The organism is Streptomyces sp. NPDC046122 (assembly GCF_056429965.1).
In genome coordinates this window covers 33,240-53,277 of the sequence record NZ_JBWKLQ010000013.1, presented here as the reverse complement: position 1 = coordinate 53,277, position 20,038 = coordinate 33,240, and the positions used below count along the sequence as shown (strand labels likewise).

General features: G+C 70.8%; 20 protein-coding genes and 1 pseudogene. 13 read left to right on the top strand and 8 right to left on the bottom strand.

Annotation, left to right across the window (positions count from 1 at the left end; translation table 11 throughout):
* Nucleotide 1 precedes the first annotated feature (1 nt).
* A complete protein-coding gene (locus tag AC07FK_RS26905) occupies nucleotides 2–2,038 on the top strand; it encodes an SGNH/GDSL hydrolase family protein (protein WP_479107523.1) in 2,037 nt (678 codons plus the stop codon).
* Nucleotides 2,039–2,041: 3 nt separating this feature from the next.
* Here the strand turns inward: AC07FK_RS26905 and AC07FK_RS26900 are convergent, their stop codons facing one another.
* Nucleotides 2,042–2,800 carry a GntR family transcriptional regulator gene (locus tag AC07FK_RS26900; protein ID WP_479107522.1) on the bottom strand — a complete coding sequence of 253 codons (759 nt, stop codon included), beginning with the start codon at nucleotides 2,798–2,800 and terminating at the stop codon, nucleotides 2,042–2,044.
* Between the two features lie 110 nt (nucleotides 2,801–2,910).
* On the opposite strand from AC07FK_RS26900, the gene AC07FK_RS26895 reads away from it, so the two are divergent.
* The 3 genes from AC07FK_RS26895 to AC07FK_RS26885 all read left to right on the top strand — a co-directional run bounded on the left by AC07FK_RS26895 (nucleotide 2,911) and on the right by AC07FK_RS26885 (nucleotide 4,265).
* Nucleotides 2,911–3,156 (top strand): hypothetical protein, encoded by a 246-nt coding sequence (locus tag AC07FK_RS26895; protein ID WP_479107521.1) that lies wholly within the window; start codon nucleotides 2,911–2,913, stop codon nucleotides 3,154–3,156.
* A 405-nt stretch (nucleotides 3,157–3,561) separates the two neighbouring features.
* Nucleotides 3,562–4,035, top strand: a complete 474-nt coding sequence (locus tag AC07FK_RS26890; RefSeq protein WP_479107520.1) for a hypothetical protein — start codon at nucleotides 3,562–3,564, stop codon at nucleotides 4,033–4,035.
* A gap of 68 nt (nucleotides 4,036–4,103) precedes the next feature.
* Nucleotides 4,104–4,265, top strand: a complete 162-nt coding sequence (locus tag AC07FK_RS26885; protein ID WP_479107519.1) for a hypothetical protein — start codon at nucleotides 4,104–4,106, stop codon at nucleotides 4,263–4,265.
* Between the two features lie 58 nt (nucleotides 4,266–4,323).
* On the opposite strand, the gene AC07FK_RS26880 is transcribed toward AC07FK_RS26885, so the two are convergent.
* The 3 genes and pseudogenes from AC07FK_RS26880 to AC07FK_RS26870 all read right to left on the bottom strand — a co-directional run bounded on the left by AC07FK_RS26880 (nucleotide 4,324) and on the right by AC07FK_RS26870 (nucleotide 5,539).
* Nucleotides 4,324–4,563, bottom strand: a complete 240-nt coding sequence (locus AC07FK_RS26880; RefSeq protein WP_479107518.1) for a helix-turn-helix domain-containing protein — start codon at nucleotides 4,561–4,563, stop codon at nucleotides 4,324–4,326.
* 532 nt (nucleotides 4,564–5,095) lie between these two features.
* A pseudogene (locus AC07FK_RS26875) lies at nucleotides 5,096–5,311 on the bottom strand (UTRA domain-containing protein); the annotation flags it as partial.
* A gap of 18 nt (nucleotides 5,312–5,329) precedes the next feature.
* Nucleotides 5,330–5,539 (bottom strand): hypothetical protein, encoded by a 210-nt coding sequence (locus AC07FK_RS26870; protein ID WP_479107517.1) that lies wholly within the window; start codon nucleotides 5,537–5,539, stop codon nucleotides 5,330–5,332.
* Nucleotides 5,540–5,915: 376 nt separating this feature from the next.
* Between AC07FK_RS26870 and AC07FK_RS26865 the strand changes: the two genes are divergently transcribed.
* Nucleotides 5,916–7,412 carry a cellulose binding domain-containing protein gene (locus AC07FK_RS26865; RefSeq protein ID WP_479107516.1) on the top strand — a complete coding sequence of 499 codons (1,497 nt, stop codon included), beginning with the start codon at nucleotides 5,916–5,918 and terminating at the stop codon, nucleotides 7,410–7,412.
* A gap of 16 nt (nucleotides 7,413–7,428) precedes the next feature.
* The gene (locus AC07FK_RS26860) at nucleotides 7,429–9,159 is read left to right on the top strand and encodes a glycoside hydrolase family 6 protein (protein WP_479107515.1); all 1,731 of its coding nucleotides are present in this window, start codon (nucleotides 7,429–7,431) and stop codon (nucleotides 9,157–9,159) included.
* Here the strand turns inward: AC07FK_RS26860 and AC07FK_RS26855 are convergent, their stop codons facing one another.
* Nucleotides 9,160–10,224 carry a LacI family DNA-binding transcriptional regulator gene (locus AC07FK_RS26855; RefSeq protein WP_479107514.1) on the bottom strand — a complete coding sequence of 355 codons (1,065 nt, stop codon included), beginning with the start codon at nucleotides 10,222–10,224 and terminating at the stop codon, nucleotides 9,160–9,162.
* Between the two features lie 280 nt (nucleotides 10,225–10,504).
* Here AC07FK_RS26855 and AC07FK_RS26850 point away from each other — a divergent pair, with 280 nt between their 5' ends.
* From AC07FK_RS26850 to AC07FK_RS26835, 4 genes are read left to right on the top strand one after another with little or no spacing between them, the layout of a single operon-like run.
* Entirely contained in the window at nucleotides 10,505–11,839 is a 1,335-nt protein-coding gene (locus AC07FK_RS26850; protein ID WP_479107513.1) for an ABC transporter substrate-binding protein, read from the top strand.
* Nucleotides 11,839–12,864: a carbohydrate ABC transporter permease gene (locus AC07FK_RS26845; protein WP_479107512.1), complete on the top strand. Its 1,026-nt coding sequence runs from the start codon at nucleotides 11,839–11,841 to the stop codon at nucleotides 12,862–12,864. The genes AC07FK_RS26850 and AC07FK_RS26845 overlap by 1 nt, the downstream gene beginning before the upstream one ends.
* Nucleotides 12,864–13,730 carry a carbohydrate ABC transporter permease gene (locus AC07FK_RS26840; protein ID WP_479107511.1) on the top strand — a complete coding sequence of 289 codons (867 nt, stop codon included), beginning with the start codon at nucleotides 12,864–12,866 and terminating at the stop codon, nucleotides 13,728–13,730. The genes AC07FK_RS26845 and AC07FK_RS26840 overlap by 1 nt, the downstream gene beginning before the upstream one ends.
* 44 nt (nucleotides 13,731–13,774) lie before the next feature.
* Entirely contained in the window at nucleotides 13,775–15,196 is a 1,422-nt protein-coding gene (locus AC07FK_RS26835; protein WP_479107510.1) for a GH1 family beta-glucosidase, read from the top strand.
* Nucleotides 15,197–15,298: 102 nt separating this feature from the next.
* Here AC07FK_RS26835 and AC07FK_RS26830 read toward each other — a convergent pair whose 3' ends face one another.
* Nucleotides 15,299–16,138 carry an SCO4651 family lipoprotein gene (locus AC07FK_RS26830; protein ID WP_479107509.1) on the bottom strand — a complete coding sequence of 280 codons (840 nt, stop codon included), beginning with the start codon at nucleotides 16,136–16,138 and terminating at the stop codon, nucleotides 15,299–15,301.
* Nucleotides 16,139–16,354: 216 nt separating this feature from the next.
* Between AC07FK_RS26830 and AC07FK_RS26825 the strand changes: the two genes are divergently transcribed.
* The 3 genes from AC07FK_RS26825 (at nucleotide 16,355) to AC07FK_RS26815 (ending at nucleotide 17,866) form a co-directional block, all read left to right on the top strand.
* The gene (locus AC07FK_RS26825; RefSeq protein WP_479107508.1) at nucleotides 16,355–16,888 is read left to right on the top strand and encodes a hypothetical protein; all 534 of its coding nucleotides are present in this window, start codon (nucleotides 16,355–16,357) and stop codon (nucleotides 16,886–16,888) included.
* A gap of 82 nt (nucleotides 16,889–16,970) precedes the next feature.
* Complete coding sequence (locus AC07FK_RS26820) at nucleotides 16,971–17,342, top strand: cupin domain-containing protein (protein WP_479107507.1); 372 nt, start codon at nucleotides 16,971–16,973, stop codon at nucleotides 17,340–17,342.
* Nucleotides 17,343–17,419: 77 nt separating this feature from the next.
* Entirely contained in the window at nucleotides 17,420–17,866 is a 447-nt protein-coding gene (locus tag AC07FK_RS26815; RefSeq protein WP_138905334.1) for a CBS domain-containing protein, read from the top strand.
* 28 nt (nucleotides 17,867–17,894) lie between these two features.
* On the opposite strand, the gene AC07FK_RS26810 is transcribed toward AC07FK_RS26815, so the two are convergent.
* Together AC07FK_RS26810 and AC07FK_RS26805 are read right to left on the bottom strand one after the other, a co-directional pair.
* Nucleotides 17,895–18,200, bottom strand: coding sequence for a hypothetical protein (locus AC07FK_RS26810; RefSeq protein WP_479107506.1), 306 nt, complete (start codon nucleotides 18,198–18,200; stop codon nucleotides 17,895–17,897).
* Nucleotides 18,201–18,434: 234 nt separating this feature from the next.
* Nucleotides 18,435–19,961, bottom strand: a complete 1,527-nt coding sequence (locus AC07FK_RS26805; RefSeq protein WP_479107505.1) for a glycoside hydrolase family 18 protein — start codon at nucleotides 19,959–19,961, stop codon at nucleotides 18,435–18,437.
* Between the last annotated feature and the right edge of the window lie 77 nt (nucleotides 19,962–20,038).

The window sequence follows — 20,038 nt, the reverse complement described above, 5'->3', positions numbered from 1 at the left end:
CATGCCCTTTCCGCCCGGTGTCCAGACTGTCACCCTGGCCGGTCATCAGACTCTCGCCGATGGCGCGGGCAATCCTGTGCGTGTCCGCATCCGGCCCACGCCGACGCGCGTCGTCAGCAGTACCCACGGCGTCGTCGTCGACAACACGACGGTCGTCGTCACCCCCGACGCCGCTGGTCAGTGGACTGTCACACTCCTCGCCACCGACGCCGTCGGGTGCACGCCGACGGGGTGGACGTACCGCGTCGAGACGGGCGACGACGCCGTCTACGTGTCGCTGCCTGCCGCGCTGGGGGAGGTCGACCTCGCAGCCCTGACGCCCGGCGGGGCCGACGAGGGGGAGTACGTCCTCGTGCAGGGGCCGCCCGGTCCGGCAGGCCCTACGGGGCCGGCGGGTCCGGTCGGCCCGCAGGGTCCGGCGGGTGCGGACGGCTCGAACGCCGACGCCGAGGCGTACACCGACCAGGCCATCGTCACGCACTCGGCGGCCGCCGACCCGCACAGCGACCGGGCATGGGCTGACGCGAAGTTCGCCACGTCGACCGCGCTCGGCACCTTGAACTCGACCGTGACCGACCTCGGCGGCGCGGTCACCAACCTGGACGGATTCGTCCAGAACTGCCTCAACCGGGTCGCAGCGATCGAGCAGGGCACAGCCTGGCTCCAGGGCGTCAACGTCGACGGCCCCCTCCAAGTCGTCGACGACACGCTCGCGGTGAAGCGACCGGGCGGCCAACACGTCCTGCTCGCAGACGGGACGGCGAACACCCTCGGCCTGTTCGGGCAAGCGCCCGTTACCCAGCGCACGGTGTCCGGCACGTCCGAGGGTGAGCGCCTGTCGTCCCTGGTGCAGGGCCTGGCGCAGTACGGGATGGTGATCGACGCGGCCGCCCCGTCACTGAAGGGGGTGTACGTGCCCGACGGGTGGGGCACGCACTGGCGGGCGGCCCGCGCACAGGCGGCGGCCGGCACCGGCCTGGCCCGCATCGTCACCCTCGGCGGCTCCGCGACGCAGGGGTTCTACGCCTCGAACCCGATCACCAAGAGCTGGCCGGGCCTCGTGCGCACCACGCTCCAGGGCCAGTACGGCGACGGTGGCGGAGGGTTCATGTCCTCCTCGCTGTCCTCTACCGTCCTCGCCGGGGGCGACGCCGCGGCGCTCGCCGCGTGGCAGGCTGTCGGCGCGATCGTCGGGCAGACCGGCACCTGGTCGCTGTCCGGCAACCGGTACGGGCCCGGCATCACCGGCGTCTACACCGAGACCACGGGCAGCACGATGACGTTCGCGGTGCGCGGCAGCACGGTGCGGATCTACACCATCAGCGGCGGCACCCGCCCATCGTTCACGTACGCCATCGACGGCGGGGCCCCGGTAACCGTGACCGTCCCCGCAGGGTCGGCGGCTGTCCAGGTCACCACGATCACCGGCCTCTCCACCGGGACGCACAGCGTCGTCCTCACCTGCGGGACGACCGTGGCTGGCCAGTACCTCACGGTGGCCGGGGTGTCCGGCGAGAACGCCAGCGGCGTCATCGTGCACAACCTCGCGCGGGCGGGCGCCGGGTCAGGGTCGTACAGCACGCTGCCCGAGACCGCGCTCAACGCCACCTGGAACGGCGGTACCAACTACCCATGCGACCTGGCGATCTACACCGCCGGACCGAACGATGCGTCCGCCGACGTGGCACCCGACGTGTGGGTCGACAACGTCGCGGCGTGGCTGCGCGGCGTCCGGGACATCGGCACCTCGCAGGGCGACACCGACATCATTATCGGCCTGCCCCACCTCGGCCGGCACACGACGGCGAACTACCGGTACCCCGAGTACGCGTCCCGCCTGCGCAGCCTGGCCGCCACGTACGGGGCCGCGGTCGTCGACTGGTGGCAGATCGGCCGCAACTCGTGGCCGTACTGGTCGACGCTCGGCTACTGGGGCACGTCCGCGGGGACGGGCGCGGCTGGCTCCGACTCGGTGCACCTGTCCGACGCCGGGTTCGCCACGATGGCCGCCCCGGTGCTGGAGCTGCTGGAGAGCTGACCGTCAGTCGCGCTGCATGCCGATCTCGTACGCGACTTCCCAGCGCACGTCAGGGACGACGATGTCTGCGGTCTCGACCGGCCGCCCGTCGGTGTCGTAGTAGGTCCGCTCGATCTGCATAACCAAATCGCCCACGGAGATGCCGAGGAGGTTCGCCTGCTCCTGGCTCGCGCGGGCAGGGCGAGGAATCTCCACGGCCGTGTCGATCTCGACGCCGATGGACCTCATCCGCTCGACGACCCCAGCACCGGCGTGCGGTCCCATTTCGGGCAGCACGATGGGCGTCCCGTCGGTAATGGCCATCGGCTCCCACGATTCGGAGAGCTGGACGGGCAGCCCGTCGGCGAGGAACTCGTACCGGGTGACGACGCACAGGTCACCGGGTTCGATGGCCAGGCGCTCCGCGATGTGCTCGGGTGCTGGGGTGCGGGCGACGCTGCGGGACTCCCAAGTCCCGGCGCGGCCCTGCTCCTTCATGTCCGCACGGAAGGGCGACCCGCCGCGGCGCTCGCGGTGCCGGGAGCGGACCATGCGCAGGCGCTCGCGCGGCCGGCGGACGTAGGTGCCGGACCCAGACCGGCCTTCGAGGAGGCCCTCAATGATGAGCCGCTCCATCGCACGTTGGGCAACGGACTGCCCGACCCCGTATTCCTCGGCGAAGCGGGCGCGGCTGGGGAGTTTCTCGCCGATGGCCCACTCGCCCGCTTTGATCCGGGCGCGCAGGGCGTCGGCCACCTGAAGGTAAGGCGTTTCGCGTGGCATATGCGGCAGCTCCGGGGGTCGTACTCGACATTGACAAAGCTAACCCATCAGGTTGAAGCTGAATACTCAGCATCACGACGGGTGATCAAGCGATCACGAAGGGGACAGCTATGCGTTCCGCCGAGACCCAGGCCACGGCCATCGCCGCGATGCTCGCGGCGGCAACCGGCAGTGAGCCCCGGCTCGACGAGACACCCGACCGCATCCGCGTCGAGGCGAACCTTCCCGAGGACCTCCCCTCGATCACCCGCACCACCGTCCTTACTGCGCTCGCGCAAGCCCCGCGGTACGGACACGACCGCACCCCGGACGGGGACGTCGTCTGGGCGGAACTCGACAGAGAGGCAGAGCAGTGACCGAGCGCGCAGGCCGGACGCAGACCGCACCGGCACCGCCGGGCGACGCGGCGTACAAGGCAGTCCTGGAGCACGCGGTCCGCTGCCCTCGCTGCTTCGAGTCTGGCTGTCCCGTGGGCGCACGCCTGCGCCGAGCCGAACGCGAGGCACGGCGATGACGCAGTGCCCCAAGGGCCGCCACCAGATGCCCGACGAGGACGACGTCGGCGCCCGATGCGAAGAGCACGGGGTCACACTGCTGTGGCACGGACCGCCGATCACGCCCGAAGATCTGGCACCGGCGAGCGGCGCGACCCGCCCCACCAGCTACCCCCGGGCACTGCCCGCGCATCTCCCGCCCGCACCACGCGGCGACTCGCGCCCCACCTAGACTGGGCCGGCCGCCACGGAAGGAAATGATCACATATGCGCCTTGATACATTCCACGCTTTCGCCGTCGAAGCCCTCGCCAAGGCCCCGGACGTACAGTCCGCGGACGCCTGGAGCGGCGACGCCGAGCACCTGCGCGGGGTCCGCGTGACCTTCACCACGGGCGCTCAGCTCTGGCTCGGCATCACCGCGGCTGCGGCCCCCGGCGACAAGTGGGAAGGGCCCGAGATCCCGGTGGAGGGCGACGCGCCGGCTGAGGTCCAGTACCCGGACCTGTACGAGGGAGGCAAGGTCACCCCCGCCCGCGCACAGGAGTACCTCGCCGCAGCGATCATCAACTCCCGAAACCGTCAGATCGCACAGGTCTACGGCTACGACTCCGCCAGCCAGAATCCCGGGTTCGGCGTGATCTTCCACAGCGGGGCGAGGGCCTTCTGCCTTTTCCACCACAACGCCCGTCCCGGGCAGTCCCTCGGCGGCCGAGCCTTCGACCTTCAGCCCGCCGTCTAAGACTCCCGCCCTACCTGGGGCGGGTGGCACCACCTCTGTCAGCACCACTCCCAACCGGAGGAACTGATATGTGCACCACGTCTAACCGATTCGACCCCGGCCAGCTCTACGGATACTGCCCCGTGTGCGGTGCCGGCGTCGGCTCGGAGTCCGGCCAGCCGACCACTCCTCACCAGTCCGGCGGCACCGGCACGGACTACTGCCCCGGCTCGGGCCAGCCCGCCCAGTAGGCCACCTCGACAGCTCCGGCCGTCCGCTTCCCCCCGAGGCGGGCGGCCGGCGCTCTGCTCACTGCCGCACGAGGTCGCTGAGCGGTACGTCGATCGCGTCGGCAATGAGGATCAGCGAGTCGAGTAACGGCGACGCGTGCCCCTGCTCGATCCGGTTGTACGCCGCCCGGTCCATCCCGGTTTTGAGCGCCACGTCCTCTTGCGTCAAGTTCGCGTACAACCGCGCTGCGCGGATCTGGTCCCCGATGGCTCGGCGACGGGAGAGGACCCAGTCAGGCGGGGGGACAGAGCGCGGCACCCGATCACGTTCGCGGGTTCATGATCGAAGATCTGTAGGGCAAAACCTACACTGCATGATCTGGGAAAGTGTGGGTACCCCAGTCGAGCCACACCCCCACACGAACGGCACTCCCCGCAATGCTCCCCAGGCTCGCGGAGAGTGGCCGCTACGCCCCCGGCTGCGACACGGCCGGGGGCGTAGTCATGATCCCGTGCGCTGCGGATGGGGAGTTTTCAACTCACCCCGCGAGGGCCAAGGGGACCGCCGCAGAGGGGTGTTCCCACGGGAACAGGCCGCCTCCTCGGACCGCATTTGACGTCACCGAGCGACATCGAGCGTCATCGAAAATGGACAATATGTCCTGCTTTCCTGCATAACCCCAGGTCACGATGGGGCAAAAAATCAGGTTCAAGTCCCGTCACTCACCCTGAACGATCAAGCCCCGACCTGTGAAAACAGGCCGGGGCTTCTTCGTGCCCGAAACGCCCCCGCCGGAGGTCGAGTTGCGGCCCCGTCATGCGGCACTGCCGCCGCCCCGGGGCCTCCGGGGTCAGCCGTCCGGGTGCTCGATGCCGAACTCGTAGGCGATCTCCCACCGCACGTCCGCGACCGTGATGTCCGCCGTCTCCACCGGGCGGCCGTCGCGGTCGTAGTACGTCCGCTCGATCTGCGTGATCAGATCGCCCACGGAGATGCCCAGCAGATTCGCCCGCTCCTGCGTCGCGCGGGCCGGGCGCGGCACCTCGACGGCGGTCTCGATGACGACTGCGCTCGCACCGTCTGCTCAGGTGCGGCTGAAGGACCAGGACGGGTCCGCGGCCACGGCCGCTACCGGCGAGGACGCGTGCGAGTACGGGTCGCGCGGCCTGCGGCAGGAGGTCCACCGGGTGCGCCAGGAGTACGCCGCGCTCGGCCGCCCCGAGCCGAGCGACTTCGGACTGGCGGTGACCGCCCGGGGCCAGCGCGTCTGGCTCCAGCACCCGGAGCGGATCATCGAGGCTGCGCCGCAGCGCACTACCGCTGGAGGGACCGCCCCGGCGGGCGTCGCGCCGCGATGCCGGGGGGCTCATGGCAGGCAGCGGATGAGGTCGTCTGTCGTCTCGGCTCTCCTGATGTCCGTGGGGGTGGTTGAGCGGTGGGTCGAACGCACAAGTCTTGAACCAGTGGGAGCGCTCCCAAGCGTCGAGCGGGGCGCAATGTGTGTCAAGGGAAAAGACAAGAGCGAACTGTCGAATTAATTCGACAGCAGAAGTTCTCCATGCCCCCTGGCCCAATTCACTGGTTGGCGCTACCTTCCGATGAAACCAGTGGGAGCGATTCCGTTCGTCGAGTGCCGTAAAGGCGCTGCCGACCAGCAGGGAGTCGCTCCAATGCGATCATTCTTACGTCGACCACCCCCGCGTCTTCACGTTCTGGGGGCCGGCGCGCTGCTCGCCCTGTCGGGCGTCGCACTGCCGCCGCCCTCCCCGGCCTCCGCGGCCGGTCCCGCCTGCACGGTGGCGTACTCCGTCGTCAGTGAGTGGGACGGCGGCTTCCAGGGGGCCGTGACCGTCACCAACAACAGCGCCGCGATGGGCGGCTGGGCCCTCACCTTCGACCTGCCCGCCGGGCAGAAGGTGACCCAGGGCTGGAACGCCAAGTGGTCCCAGGCGGGTACGGGCGTCACCGCGGCCAACGAGAGCTGGAACGGCTCGCTGGCCGCCGGCGGCAGCGTCACCGCCGGATTCCTCGCCTCCCGTACGGCGGCGGGCCCCGCGCCCACGGCCTTCCGGCTCAACGGCGTGGCGTGCGGCACGGGCCAGCCCGGCGACCCGGGACCGGACCCCACCGATCCGCCCGACCCGCCCGATCCCACCGGACCGCCCGAGCTGCGCGTCCTGGGCAACAAGCTCGTCGACCGCGACGGCGCCACCCGCCGGCTGCTCGGGGTCAACCGCTCCGGCGGCGAGTTCATGTGCGTACAGGGCCACGGGATCTTCGACGGGCCGGTCGACGACGCGTCCGTACGGGCCATCGCCGACTGGAACGCCAACACCGTGCGCATTCCGCTCAACGAGGAGTGCTGGCTCGGCCTGAGCAACATCAAACCCGAGTACGCGGGTGCCCGCTACATCGCGGCCGTCCGTGATTTCGTGCGTCGCGTCGAGGATCACGGAATGACCCCGGTCGTCGAACTCCACTGGACGCACGGCCAGTACACCGGGAATTCCGCGGGCTGCCACGACATTCACGCCAGCTGCCAGAAGCCGATGCCGAACGCGCAATACACACCGGCTTTCTGGACCTCGGTCGCGAATGCCTTCAAGGACGACCGGAAGGTGGTATTCGATCTCTTCAACGAGCCGTATCCCGACCGGGCCACCTCCACACCGGAGCAGGCGTGGGCCTGCTGGCGCGACGGCGGCACGTGCCCCGGCATCGGCTACGAGGTCGCCGGGATGCAGGACCTCCTCGACGCGGTGCGGGCCACCGGCGCCCAGAACCTCGTCCTGGTCAGCGGCATCGCGTACGCCAACGACCTGAGCAGGTGGCTCCAGTACGCGCCCGACGACCCGGCGGGCAATGTCGCCGCCGCCTGGCACGTCTACAACTTCAACGCCTGTGCGAGCGAGACCTGCTGGGACGCCCAGCTCGCGCCGGTCGCCGCGCGCCTGCCGCTCGTGGCGGGCGAGATCGGCGAGAACACCTGCGCCCACGGCTTCGTCGACCGCGTCATGGACTGGTTCGACGCCCGTGGCGCGTCCTACCTCGGCTGGACCTGGAACACCTGGAACTGCTCCTCGGGACCGGCCCTGATCAGCGACTACAACGGCACACCCACCGCATTCGGCATCGGGCTGCGCGACCGCCTGCGCGCCCTCGACTGAGAGGTTCCCCCCGGACATGAACCCCACCACAGCCGCGCCCACCCGGCGCCGCACCGCTCTCCTGGCCGCCTGCGCCCTGCTCGCGGCGACCGGCGCCACCGCCACCGCCCTGACCACGTCGGCGGGGGCGGCCGCTCCCGGCTGCACCGTCGACTACAAGGTCACCAACCAGTGGGACGCCGGCTTCGGCGCCAACGTCACCGTCACCAACACCGGCGACCCGCTGAGCTCCTGGACGCTGGAGTGGACGTACGCCGGCAACCAGCGGGTCACCCAGCACTGGAATGCCGCCGTCACCCAGTCGGGCGCCGCCGTCACCGCCAAGAACGTGTCGTACAACGGCGCGCTGGCCACCGGCGGCTCCACCTCCTTCGGCTTCAACGCCTCGTACAGCGGCGCCAACGCCGTGCCCGCCACGTTCAAGCTGAACGGGGTGACCTGCAACGGCGGTCCCGGCGGCCCGACCGACCCTCCCGGTCCCACCGATCCTCCGTCCGGCCGCGTCGACAACCCGTACAGCGGCGCCAAGGGCTACGTGAACCCCGAGTGGTCGGCGAAGGCCGCCGCCGAGCCCGGCGGCTCCCGAGTTGCCGACCAGCCCACCGGCGTCTGGCTGGACCGCACGGCCGCGATCGAGGGCGTGGGCGACGGCATGGGCCTGCGCGACCACCTCGACGAGGCGCTGCGGCAGAAGGGCTCCGGCCAGCTCGTCGTCCAGCTGGTGATCTACAACCTGCCGGGCCGCGACTGCGCCGCGCTCGCCTCCAACGGCGAACTGGGCCCCAACGACATCGACAAGTACAAGACGCAGTACATCGACCCCATCACCGCGATACTCGCCGACCCGAAGTACGCGGGCCTGCGCATCGTCACGACCGTCGAGATCGACTCGCTGCCCAACCTGGTCACCAATGTGACCCCGCGCCCGACCGCCACGCCCAACTGCGACGTGATGAAGGCGAACGGCAACTACATCAAGGGCGTCGGGTACGCGCTGAACAAGCTGGGCGCGATCGGCAACGTCTACAACTACGTGGACGCCGGCCACCACGGCTGGCTCGGCTGGGACGACAACTTCGGCGCGTCGGCCGAGCTGTTCAAGCAGGCCGCGACGGCCGAGGGCTCGACGGTCTCCAAGGTGCACGGCTTCATCGTCAACACGGCCAACTACAGCGCACTGAAGGAGGACCACTTCAAGATCGAGGACGCGGTGGGCGGCGTGTCCGTGCGCCAGTCGAAGTGGGTCGACTGGAACCGGTACACCGACGAGCTGTCGTACGCCCAGGCCATGCGCGCCAAGCTGGTCTCGCTCGGCTTCGACCAGAACCTCGGCATGCTGATCGACACCTCCCGCAACGGCTGGGGCGGCACGGCCCGGCCGTCCGGCCCCGGCGCGACGACCAGCGTCGACACGTACGTCAACGGCGGCCGCTACGACCGGCGCATCCACCTCGGCAACTGGTGCAACCAGTCGGGGGCCGGTCTCGGGGAGCGTCCCAAGGCCGCTCCCGCCGCGGGCATCGACGCGTACGTGTGGATGAAGCCGCCGGGCGAGTCGGACGGCGCCAGCAAGGCGATCCCGAACGACGAGGGCAAGGGCTTCGACCGGATGTGCGACCCGACGTACACCGGCAACCCGCGGAACAACAACAACATGTCGGGAGCGCTGCCGAACGCGCCGCTCTCCGGGGCGTGGTTCTCCGCGCAGTTCCAGGAGCTGCTGAAGAACGCCCACCCAGCGCTCTGATCACGAGGAAGCCCGGCCGACCAGTTCGGTGGGCAGCATGATCTGCGGCCGGCCGGCCTTGCGCGTCCCGGTCGGCCGCCGGTCTTCGATCTCCGCGAGCAGGACGCGGGTCATCTCCCGCCCCATCTCCTCTATCGGCTGCCGGACGCTGGTCAGGGGCGGGTCCATGTGGCGGGCGATGGCCGAGTCGTCGAAGCCGACCAGCGCCACGTCGCCGGGAACGCTGCGGCCCCGCTCCCGCAGGACCTGGCGGGCGCCCGCCGCCATCACGTCGGACGCGGCGAAGACGGCGTCGAGGCCGGGGCAGCGGTCGAGGAGGTCCGTCATGGCGCGGCGGCCCCCCTCTTCGGTGAAGTCGGCGGGGGCGACCAGCCGCTCGTCGGCGTCGAGGCCGGCCCCGGCCAGGGCCTGGCGGTAGCCGTCGAGCCGGCACTGGGCGCTGTACATGTCGAGCCGGCCGGTGATGGTGGCTATCGCGCGGCGGCCGCGGGATATGAGGTGGTCGACGGCGGCGCGGGCGCCCGACACGTTGTCCGCGTCGACCCACGGGAGCGGCTCGCGTTCGGATCTGCGGCCGCTGATGACCGCCGGGATGCCGAGCGGCACCAGCAGCTCCGGCAGCGGGTCGTCGGCGCGTACGGAGACGAGCAGCACGCCGTCGACCCGGTTGCCGGCGAGGTAGTGGGCCAGGCGGCTGCGCTCGCGGTCGTTGCCGACGATGGTGAGCAGCAGCTGCATCTCGGTGCTGTCGAGCGCGGCGCCGACGCCGCGCACGATGTCGGAGAAGTAGGGCTCGGCGAAGAAGCGGGACTCGACCTCCGGGACGACGAGCGCGATGGCGTCCGTCCGGTTGGCGGCCAGGGCGCGGGCCGCGCGGTTCGGTACGTACCCCAGCTCGTGGACGGCGGCCTCCACGGCGGCGCGGGTCTCCTCGCTGACCCGCGGGGAGCCGTTGACCACCCGCGAGACGGTGCCCCGGCCGACACCCGCGCGCGCGGCCACCTCCTCCAGGGTCGGCCGCCCGCCCCTGCGGCCCCCCGGGCCCCGGATTCCGTGCGTCACCATGTCCCGACCTCCCCAAACTGTGCCCCGTCCGGACCCCGTCCGGTCGCCGTCCGGCGCTGCGCAATATCTCATGGCGGTCTCGGACAAGAAATCCGCCGTCCGGAACCTTGACACCCCCGCGGGGAGCCGCGAACCTTCAACACATCACACATGGGAGCGCTCCCACCGTACCTGACTCATACACGTCCCGCACGTTCCCCGCCCGGACCGAAGCCGCAACTGCGGGCCGTACCAGCACAGTTGGCCGGGGGGTCGGCACGTCAGGGCAAAGGAGGACGCAATGCGCACCAGTACCCGAACGCGTCGCAGAGCGGTGGTCGTCGCCGCCGTCGTCGCACTCGGCGCGGGCCTCCTCGGCGGCTGCGCCGAGGACAGCGACGAGGGAACGGGCGGCTCCGGCGGCGGTACGAGGGACGCCCGGGGGAAGACCACGATCGAGATCGGCACCTTCGGCGTCTTCGGCTACAAGCAGGCCGGGCTCTACGACGAGTACATGAAGCTGCACCCGGAGATCGTCATCAAGGAGGACGTGACCGAGCGCAACGACACGTACTACCCGGAGCTGCTCACCCACCTCGCGGCGAACAGCGGACTCCAGGACATCCAGGCCATAGAGGTCGGGAACATCAACGAGATCGTCACGACGCAGGCCGACAAGTTCGAGGACCTGTCGAAGGCGCCCGGCGTCGACAAGGCGAACTGGCTCGACTGGAAGTGGGCGCAGGGGTCCACCAAGGACGGGCGGACCGTCGCGCTCGGCACCGACATCGGTCCGATGGGCCTGTGTTACCGCAAGGACCTCTTCGAGAAGGCGGGGCTGCCGACCGACCGCGAGGCTGTGGGCAAGCTCTGGGCGGGCGACTGGCAGAAGTACGTCGACGCGGGCAAGAGGTACAAGAAGAACGGGCCGAAGGGCACCACCTTCACCGACTCGGCGGCCGGCCTCTTCGCCGCCGTCAACAACGGGTACGCGGAGCGGTTCTACAACGCCGAGGGCGAGCTGATCCACAAGGACAGCCCGGCCGTGAAGACGGCCTGGGACCTGGCCATGCAGGCCGCGGAGGGCGGACTGACCGCCAAGCTCAAGCAGTTCGACAAGGCGTGGGACCAGGCGTACGCCAACGGCTCCTTCGCCACCGTCTCCTGCCCGCCGTGGATGCTCGGGTACATCAAGGAGAAGGCGGGCGCGGCGGGCGAGGACAAGTGGGACGTCGCCGCGGCCCCCAAGCCGGCCAACTGGGGCGGCTCCTTCATCGGCGTGCCGAAGGCCGGCAAGAACAAGGCCGAGGCGGTCAAGCTGGCGGCCTGGCTGACCGCACCCGAACAGCAGGCGAAGCTCTTCGACAAGCAGGCGAGCTTCCCCTCGACCCCGCCGGCGTACGAGATGGACGTGGTCTCGTCGGCCAAGAACCCGTACTTCGGCGACGCCCCGACCGGCCGGCTCTTCGCCGAGGCCGCCCAGGGCATCCCCACGCTGGTGATCGGCCCGAAGGACCAGCAGATCGGCACCGCCTTCGGTGACGTCGGCATCCTCCAGGTGGAGCAGCAGGGCAAGAGCCCGCAGGAGGGCTGGAAGGCGGCCCTGAAGGAGATCGACAACGCGGTGGACGGCTGATGCGTCCGTACACCGACCAGGCCGGTCCGGCCGCGTCCCCCTCCTCGGGGGACGCGGTCCCGGCCGGCGACCCGCCGTCGGCGGCCGTCGCACCGCCGCGGGCCGACGACCGCCGGCGGGTGTGGCGCAGCAGGCGCTACCGCTGGGACACGAAGTACAGCCCGTACGCCTTCGTCGCCCCCTTCTTCCTCTTCTTCGCGGCCTTCGGGGTCTTCCCCCTCCTCTACACGGGCTGGTCGTCGCTGCACCGTGTGTCGCTGTCGGCGCCGAACGACATGGAGTGGGTGGGGCTGCACAACTACACGCGGCTCCTGCAGGACGAGTTCTTCTGGAACGCGCTGCGCAACACCTTCACCATCGGGATCCTCTCGACGGTGCCCCAGTTGCTGATGGCGCTGGGCATCGCGCACCTGCTCAACTACCGGCTGCGCGCCTCGGCCTTCTTCCGGGTCGCGATCCTCACGCCGTACGCCACGTCGGTGGCGGCCGCGACGCTCGTTTTCGTGCTGTTGTTCGGGCGCGACTACGGGATGATCAACTGGGCGCTCGACGCGGTGGGGCTCGGGAAGGTCGACTGGCAGAGCGGGACGCTGTCGTCCCAGATCGCGGTGTCGACCATCGTCATCTGGCGCTGGACCGGGTACAACGCGCTGATCTATCTGGCCGCGATGCAGGCTGTGCCGAACGACCTGTACGAGTCGGCGGCGCTGGACGGCGCCACCCGGTGGCAGCAGTTCCTGCACGTCACCATCCCCTCGCTGCGGCCGACGATCCTCTTCACGGTCGTGGTGTCGACGATCGGCGCGACGCAGCTGTTCGGCGAACCGCTGCTGTTCGGCGGGGCGGGCGGCCAGAAGGGCGGGGCGTCCCACCAGTTCCAGACCCTCGGTCTCTACCTGTACGAACAGGGCTGGTTCAACTTCCACCTCGGGCGCGCCTCCGCGATCGCCTGGGCGATGTTCCTGATCCTGCTGATCGTGGCGGGCATCCACCTGCTGGTCACGCGCCGCCTGAGGAAGAGCTGATGAAGCCGACCCAACCGAGGCAGCCGGTGCTGCGCGCCCGGGCCGGGCGCCACCTCCACGGCGGCCCCGTCACGTACGCCGTCCTCGTCGTCTTCACGGTCGGGTCGCTGTTCCCGCTCGTGTGGACGGCGATCGCGGCCTCCCGCAACAACACCCGGCTGTCCCAGACGCCGCCGCCGTTCTGGTTCGGCGGGAACCTCCTCAAGAACCTCCAGACGGCGTGGACCGACGCGAACATGGGGCTGGCCCTGCTGAACACGGCGGTGGTGGCCGGGACCGTCGCCCTGGGCACGGTGCTCTTCTCGACCCTCGCCGGCTTCGCCTTCGCCAAGCTGCGCTTCCGGTTCAAGAACGTGCTGATGCTGCTGGTCGTGGCGACGATGATGGTGCCGCCGCAGCTCAGCGTCGTACCCCTGTTCATGACGGTGGCCGAGCTGGAGTGGACCGATCAGCTCCAGGCCGTCATCCTGCCGACTCTCGTCAGCGCCTTCGGGGTCTTCTTCATGCGCCAGTACCTGACGCAGGCGCTGCCCAGCGAGCTGGTCGAGGCGGCGCGGGTCGACGGCGCGAGCAGCCTGCGGATCATCTGGCACATCGTGTTCCCCGCCGCCAGGCCCGCGATGGCGGTGCTGGGCATGCTCACCTTCGTGGCCGCGTGGAACGACTTCTTCTGGCCCGTCATCGCGCTGACGCAGGACAACCCGACCGTGCAGGTGGCGCTCGCCAACCTCGGTCAGGGCTTCGTGCCCGACCAGTCGGTCGTCATGGCCGGCGCTCTGCTGGGCACGCTGCCGCTGCTGCTGGCCTTCCTGCTCTTCGGACGGCAGATCGTCGGCGGGATCATGCAGGGCGCGGTCAAGGGCTGACGCCCGGGTTCTCACACCTTCCTCCCACCACCAGGAGTGCTTCCATGACCGAAGGCACCGACAGCTTTCCGCCCGGATTCCTGTGGGGCTCGGCGACCGCCGCCTACCAGATCGAGGGCGCCGTGCGCGAGGACGGCCGCACCCCGTCGATCTGGGACACCTTCAGCCGTACGCCGGGGAAGGTGCGGGACGGCGACACGGGCGACGTGGCGGTCGACCACTACCACCGCATGCGGGACGACGTACGGATGATGGCGGACCTGGGGCTGAACGCGTATCGGTTCTCGGTGTCGTGGCCCCGCGTCCAGCCGACCGGCCGGGGACCGGCCGTCGGGCGCGGCCTCGACTTCTACCGCGCGCTGACGGACGAGCTGCTGTCCGCCGGCATCACGCCCAGCCTCACCCTGTACCACTGGGACCTGCCGCAGGAGCTGGAGGACGCGGGCGGGTGGCCGGAGCGGGACACCGCCCACCGCTTCGCGGAGTACGCGGGGCTCGTCGCCGACGCCCTGGGTGACCGCGTGGAGCTGTGGACCACCCTCAACGAGCCCTGGTGCAGTGCGTTCCTGGGGTACGGGTCCGGCGTGCACGCCCCCGGCCGTACCGACCCGGTGGCCGCCCTGCGCGCCGCCCACCACCTGAACCTGGCGCACGGCCTGGGCGTGCAGGCGCTGAGGGCCGCCCTGCCGGGGCGGGCGAGGATCGGCGTGAGCCTCAACCCGAGTGCGGTCAGGCCGCTGACGCGGTCGGCGGAGGACCTGGACGCGCAGCGCCGCATCGACGCCCTGGCGACCCGCATCTTCACGGGCCCGATGCTGCGGGGCGCCTACCCGGCCGACCTGCTGGCCGACACCGCGCACCTGACGGACTGGTCGTTCGTACAGGACGGGGACCCGGCGACGGCGGGTGCGCCGGTCGACTTCCTCGGCGTCAACTACTACGCGCCCGCGGTCGTCTCGGCGCCGGCCGGCGGCGACGGCTCCCGCCACGACGGCCACGGCGCCAGCGACCACTCCCCCTGGCCGGGATCGGAGACGGTGGCCTTCCACCAGCCGCCGGGCGAACTGACGGCGATGGACTGGTCGGTGGACCCGACCGGCCTGTACGACCTGCTGACGCGGTACGCCGAGGAGGCGCCCGGGGTCGCGCTGATGGTCACCGAGAACGGCGCGGCGTACGACGACAAGCCGGGCGACGACGGCGCGGTCCACGACCCGGACCGCATCCGCTACCTGCACGGCCACCTGGCGGCGGTGCGCCGGGCGATGCGGGACGGCGCGGACGTGCGCGGGTACTTCCTGTGGTCGCTGATGGACAACTTCGAGTGGGCGTACGGCTACAGCAAGCGGTTCGGGGCGGTGTACGTCGACTACGAGACGCAGAAGCGCACTCCGAAGGCCAGCGCGCGGTGGTACTCCCGGGTCGCCAGGACGGGCGCACTGCCCTATCCCGTGCTGGAGGAGTGAGCGGGGGCCGGTGACCGGCGCCGCCGGGGTCCGCCCGTCCCGCCGGTCGGGAGGCGGATCCCCGGCGGGCGCGGGGGCTGTCCGGGCCGGGAGAGCGGCGGACTACCGCTGCTGCGCCGCCCTGCCCGTCATGTCGGCGGTCCGGTCGGCCGGCGGGGCCTCGGCGTCCAGTTCGGCGCCGAAGTCGCTGAACTCGACGACGGTCCGGACCTCGGCCTTCTGCGGGCCGCCGGACTGCGCACCCTCGGGCGCCTTCACCTGCATGTCGATCTGCTGACGGCGGATGCGCCCGTCGTCGTCCAGCCAGACGTCCATCGGCAGCGTCGGGCCGAGCTGCTTCTTCAGCTGTTCGGCCTTGGCGCGGTCGCCGGAACCGGCGAGCTTGTCGACGTCGACGGTGACGCGGTAGCGCGTCGTGTTCGTGCCGCCGACCTGCTCTGTGCCGAGCTTCTTGACGTCCTTGTCGGTGACGCCCCTGGCGAACCCGGCGGACTCGGCCGGGTCGTTGGCCTGCGAGGAGCCGCCGCCGCTCTGCCGGGCGGCCTTCTTGAGGTCGATCTTGATCCAGGGCTTCTTGCCCGGCACCTTCGCCTGCTGGTCCTTGGGCAGCTTCTGGTAGAGGACGCCGTCGACGACCCGCTGCTCGATCTTCTGCCCGTCGGCGGTGAGGGTCATCTCGCTGTCGCCCTCGGCGAGGTCGATGACTCCCCGGCCGTTCGCTGACACGGTCCGGCCCTCGGCGGAGGTCCGCGTGGTCAGCGTCATGCGCGCCGTCTCGGCCTCGGCGGTCCTCTCGTACGCCGTACGGACGGCCGCCGTTCCGTCCTCCCGGGCTCCGGGGCTCTTCTTCGCGGCCTTCTCGTCGCCGGCCGCCTTGCCGCCCGGGTCCGAGCCGTCGCTCCCGCACGCCACCAGCGCCGTACAGGCGACGGCTCCCGCCACGCCGACGGCTCCTGCCCTGAGTCCTTCGCGTAACCCGAACATGCATCCCCACTTCCGGTGATGGTCTCTCAGTCCACGGCTTGACCTGGCATCTGGTGCCCCCGGTCACCGCGGCTACGCAGCATTTATGCGGACTCGGACCCTCCGCCCGGTGTCGGGCGGTCTGTGCTGTGATCACCGTTCGCTCTAGGCTTTCGTCAGCCGAAGGGGTGGGACATGGACGTGCCGAACGTGGTGGGGGACTGGCAGGAGTACCAGTCCGGGGAGTGGGCCGGGTTACGCGTGCGCGTGCACGGCATCAAGAAGGCCGTGCCGCCGCGAGGCCGGCATGACGACGCCAAGGGCATGACGTACGTCGGCTTCCACGTCACCTTCGAGAACCGCGGCTCCACGTTCTTCTCGATCGATTTCAACTCGCATCCCGAGCACTACGAGGTGCGCGTGGGGCGTGCGGGTCACGGCGCCTTCGTCGACGAGTACGCCGCCGACGCAATCCACGACTTCAACCTCTATCCGCAGCGCCGGGTGACGGCCACGCTCTACGTCGCGGCCTCGTCCGCCCGCCTCAAGGACATGAGCATCCAGATCAGCCCCAAGATCGACGAGGAACCGTCGTTCGGGTACGTGTGGGTCGGCGGGCTCGGGGTCCACGAGGGCTCCACCGGCGCCGGCCCCCGCACGTCGACCGCGCGCTCGGGTGTCGCCAACGAAGTGGAGCGCTTCCTCCAGGACAGTGCCTCCGAGGAGTGACCGGCCGACCGGAGGGCACCTCGGCGCGTAGCCTGGAAGAGGACTCGGGGAACGCTGTGCGATCACCGGAAGGCGGACGATCATGACCGTGGTGGTATGCAGGAACTTCGACTCCGCGGACGAGACGCGGCCGTTCGAGGACGGCAAAGGACGGCTTGACCTGCTCAACACCGACCGGGGCCCGGTGGGCCGCGCGGTCTTCGAGCCGGGCTGGCAGTGGACCAAGCACGTCAAGCCCATCGCCGGCACCGACAGCTGCCAGGCGTCCCACGTCGGCTACGTCGTCAGCGGCCGGATGAAGATCGTCATGGACGACGGCGAGAGCGGCGAAGCCGGACCGGGCGACTTCATCGCCATCGCGCCCGGCCACGACGCCTGGGTCCTGGGCGACGAACCCTGCGTCACGCTCGACTGGGTCGGCTTCGGCGACTACGCCGTGGCCTCCGGCTCCTGAGCGGCGCCCATAAGCCATCCGTGTTGTCATCGAATGGAGGAGAGAAGAACGTTCCGAGCGCGGGAGGACACACGATCATGGCTACGAACAAGCAGCTCAAGGCGCGCGACATCATGACGAGCGGCGTGCAGTGCGTCGGCGCGCACCAGTCGCTGTTCGACGCGGCACAGATGATGCGCGACCTCAACGTCGGCTGTCTGCCCATCTGCGGCGACGACAACAGGCTGACCGGCCTGATCACCGACCGCGACATCGTCGTGAAGTGCTGCGCCGAGGGCGTCGACCCGGCCACGGTCCAGGCCGGCACGCTGGGCGGACACGTGCACTGGATCGACGCCGACGCGGACGCCAACCAGGCGCTCGAGAGCATGGAGACGCACCAGATCAAGCGCCTGCCGGTCATCGACGTCCAGGGCGGCCACCAGCTGGTCGGAATGATCACCGAGGCCAACCTGGCGAAGAACCTCAGCGACGAGCAGATCGCCGAGTTCGCGACGCGCGTCTACGCGAACGTCGCCGGATAGTGCCGTACGACCGCCCGCCCGGGGCGGGTCAGCCGTTGCCCCGGGAGGCCAGGGTCTCCAGACCCTTCTTGAGGTCGTCGCCGTTCATCACCGGCAGGATCTCGACCTCCGCGCCGAGTTCCATGAAGAACGTCTCCGCCACGGGAGGCAGCTGCGAGCTGTCCTGCATGTCGAAGAAGAACATGCAGGACCGCCGCCCCATGCTGGGGAAGAAGTACGCGGCCTCGGGCTTGAGCTGCTCCGTAACCTTGCTCATCATCTGCGGCAACGTGCCGTTGCGGATGGCCTCGTTGCCGGCCTCGGTGTCGATGTGGGCGTGCAGCATGACCCTCATGGCGTTCGCTCCTTCGGCACGGCCGGGCCGGCGCGGTCCGCCCGCGCACACCGGGGCCCGGTGCCGTCCCGCTCAGCCTCACCGCGGGCCGCCGGGGCGGCAACATCTCGTCGACCGTCCGTGCGGCGGCCGGCGAAGGGGCGGCGCGCCCCGGCCGGGTGGGGATCCGGCGGGGGCGCGCCCGGGGGGTGGCGGTCTCGCGGGGCCGGTGGTCGCGGGGAGGCGCCGCCGCCGTCATTTGTACGTCGCGAACGCCTTCGTGAAGGCGAGCGGCTCCTGGAGGACGGAGCTGCACGTCGCGTCCGCCGTGTCCCTCGCCCCGCCCGGGCACTGCTTGTCGCGGGTCGAGGACCACATGGACAGCCAGCGGATCCCCTTCTCGCGGGCGAACTCCACCAGCTGCGTCGCGTCGCCGACGGTGAAGATCTCCGTGGTGACGTCGTTCACCCCGATCATGGGCGTGACGGCGACCGTCTTCCATGCCGCCGCGTCCGAGAGGCCGAGCACGCCCTTGAGCTGGGCCTGCGTCGCCGTCGCCGCCTGGACCGCGTACGTCCCCATGTCGCCGCTGTACGACGGTCCGTAGTCCATCGCCATGATGTTGACCGCGCTGATCCGCACGCCGTTCTTCCGGGCGTCGGCGAGCAGGTCGACCCCGGGCTGGGTCAGCCCCTCGGGCATGACCGGCAGCGTGAACGACACGTCGAGGCCGGGGTGCTTTTTCTGGAGCTGCGCGATCGCCTTCGCCCGCCGGGTGTTCGCGGCGGTGTCCGGGAGCGCCGCGCCCTCGACGTCGAAGTCGACCTTGGTGAGCCTGTACGCGTCCACGACCTTGCCGTACGCCGCCGCCAGCTCGTCGGCCGAGGCGCAGTTCAGCGCCAGCTCACGCCCCGCCGCGCCGCCGAACGACACCCGCACGTCGCCGCCCTTGGCGCGCAGCGCCCCGATCTGCCCGGCGACCTTGTCGCCCGTCAGCTCCGTCACGCCGCCCCACAGCGGCGCGCAGCCGCCGCCCGAGGTGATGAAGGCCAGGTTGAACTCCTTCACACCGGTCCGGGCGGCCGTGTCCACCAGGTCGTACGCCGGGTGGAGGGACGTGTCGACGTACGGGGCGAACCGCGCGCCCGCGGCCGTCGGCGGCGCGGTCGTGGGAGCCGGCGTGGTCGGTGCGGCGGTCGTCGGCGCCGCGGTCGTCGGGCGTGCGGTCGTCGGGCGTGCGGTCGTCGGGGCGGGCGACGTCGGCCGCTGCGAGGGAGTCGCGGAGCCGGTGGGCCCGGGGTTCTCGGTCGGGCGCCCGCTCGGCCGCGGGGTGGCGCCGGGGTCGACCGAGCACTTCACGTCGTCGATCAGGCAGCCGGTGGGGTCGCCGGCCTCGCCGCGGCCGTCGGCCGAGGCGACGAAGCCGACGGTCACCGACGCGCCGGGCGCCAGGTCCTTGTTCCAGCTCGCCGGCCTGACCGTCACGTGCCGGCCGTCGACCGTGTGCTCGGCGTTCCACAGGGAGCCGATCCTCGTGCCCGCCGGCAGGTCGAATTCGAGCGTCCAGTCCGCGCGGGCCCTGCCGCTCTCGTTGGTGACGACGTACTGGCCGGTGTAGCCGCCGCTCCAGCCGCTGGTCCGGGTGTAGGCCGCGCCGACCGAGGCGGCCTGCGCCGTCCCGGTGAACGCGAACGCCGCACCTCCGGCGACCGCCGCCGCGACGACCGCGCCGAGCGCCTTGGTCCTGCCGCTCGTCCTGCGCCGGTGCGTCGTACCGCTCATCACGTGCCTGCCTCTGCGTTACGGGAACCCCCGGGGGGACGGCCCCGGGGGTTACGGCGCGGAAGTCACGCCGTAGG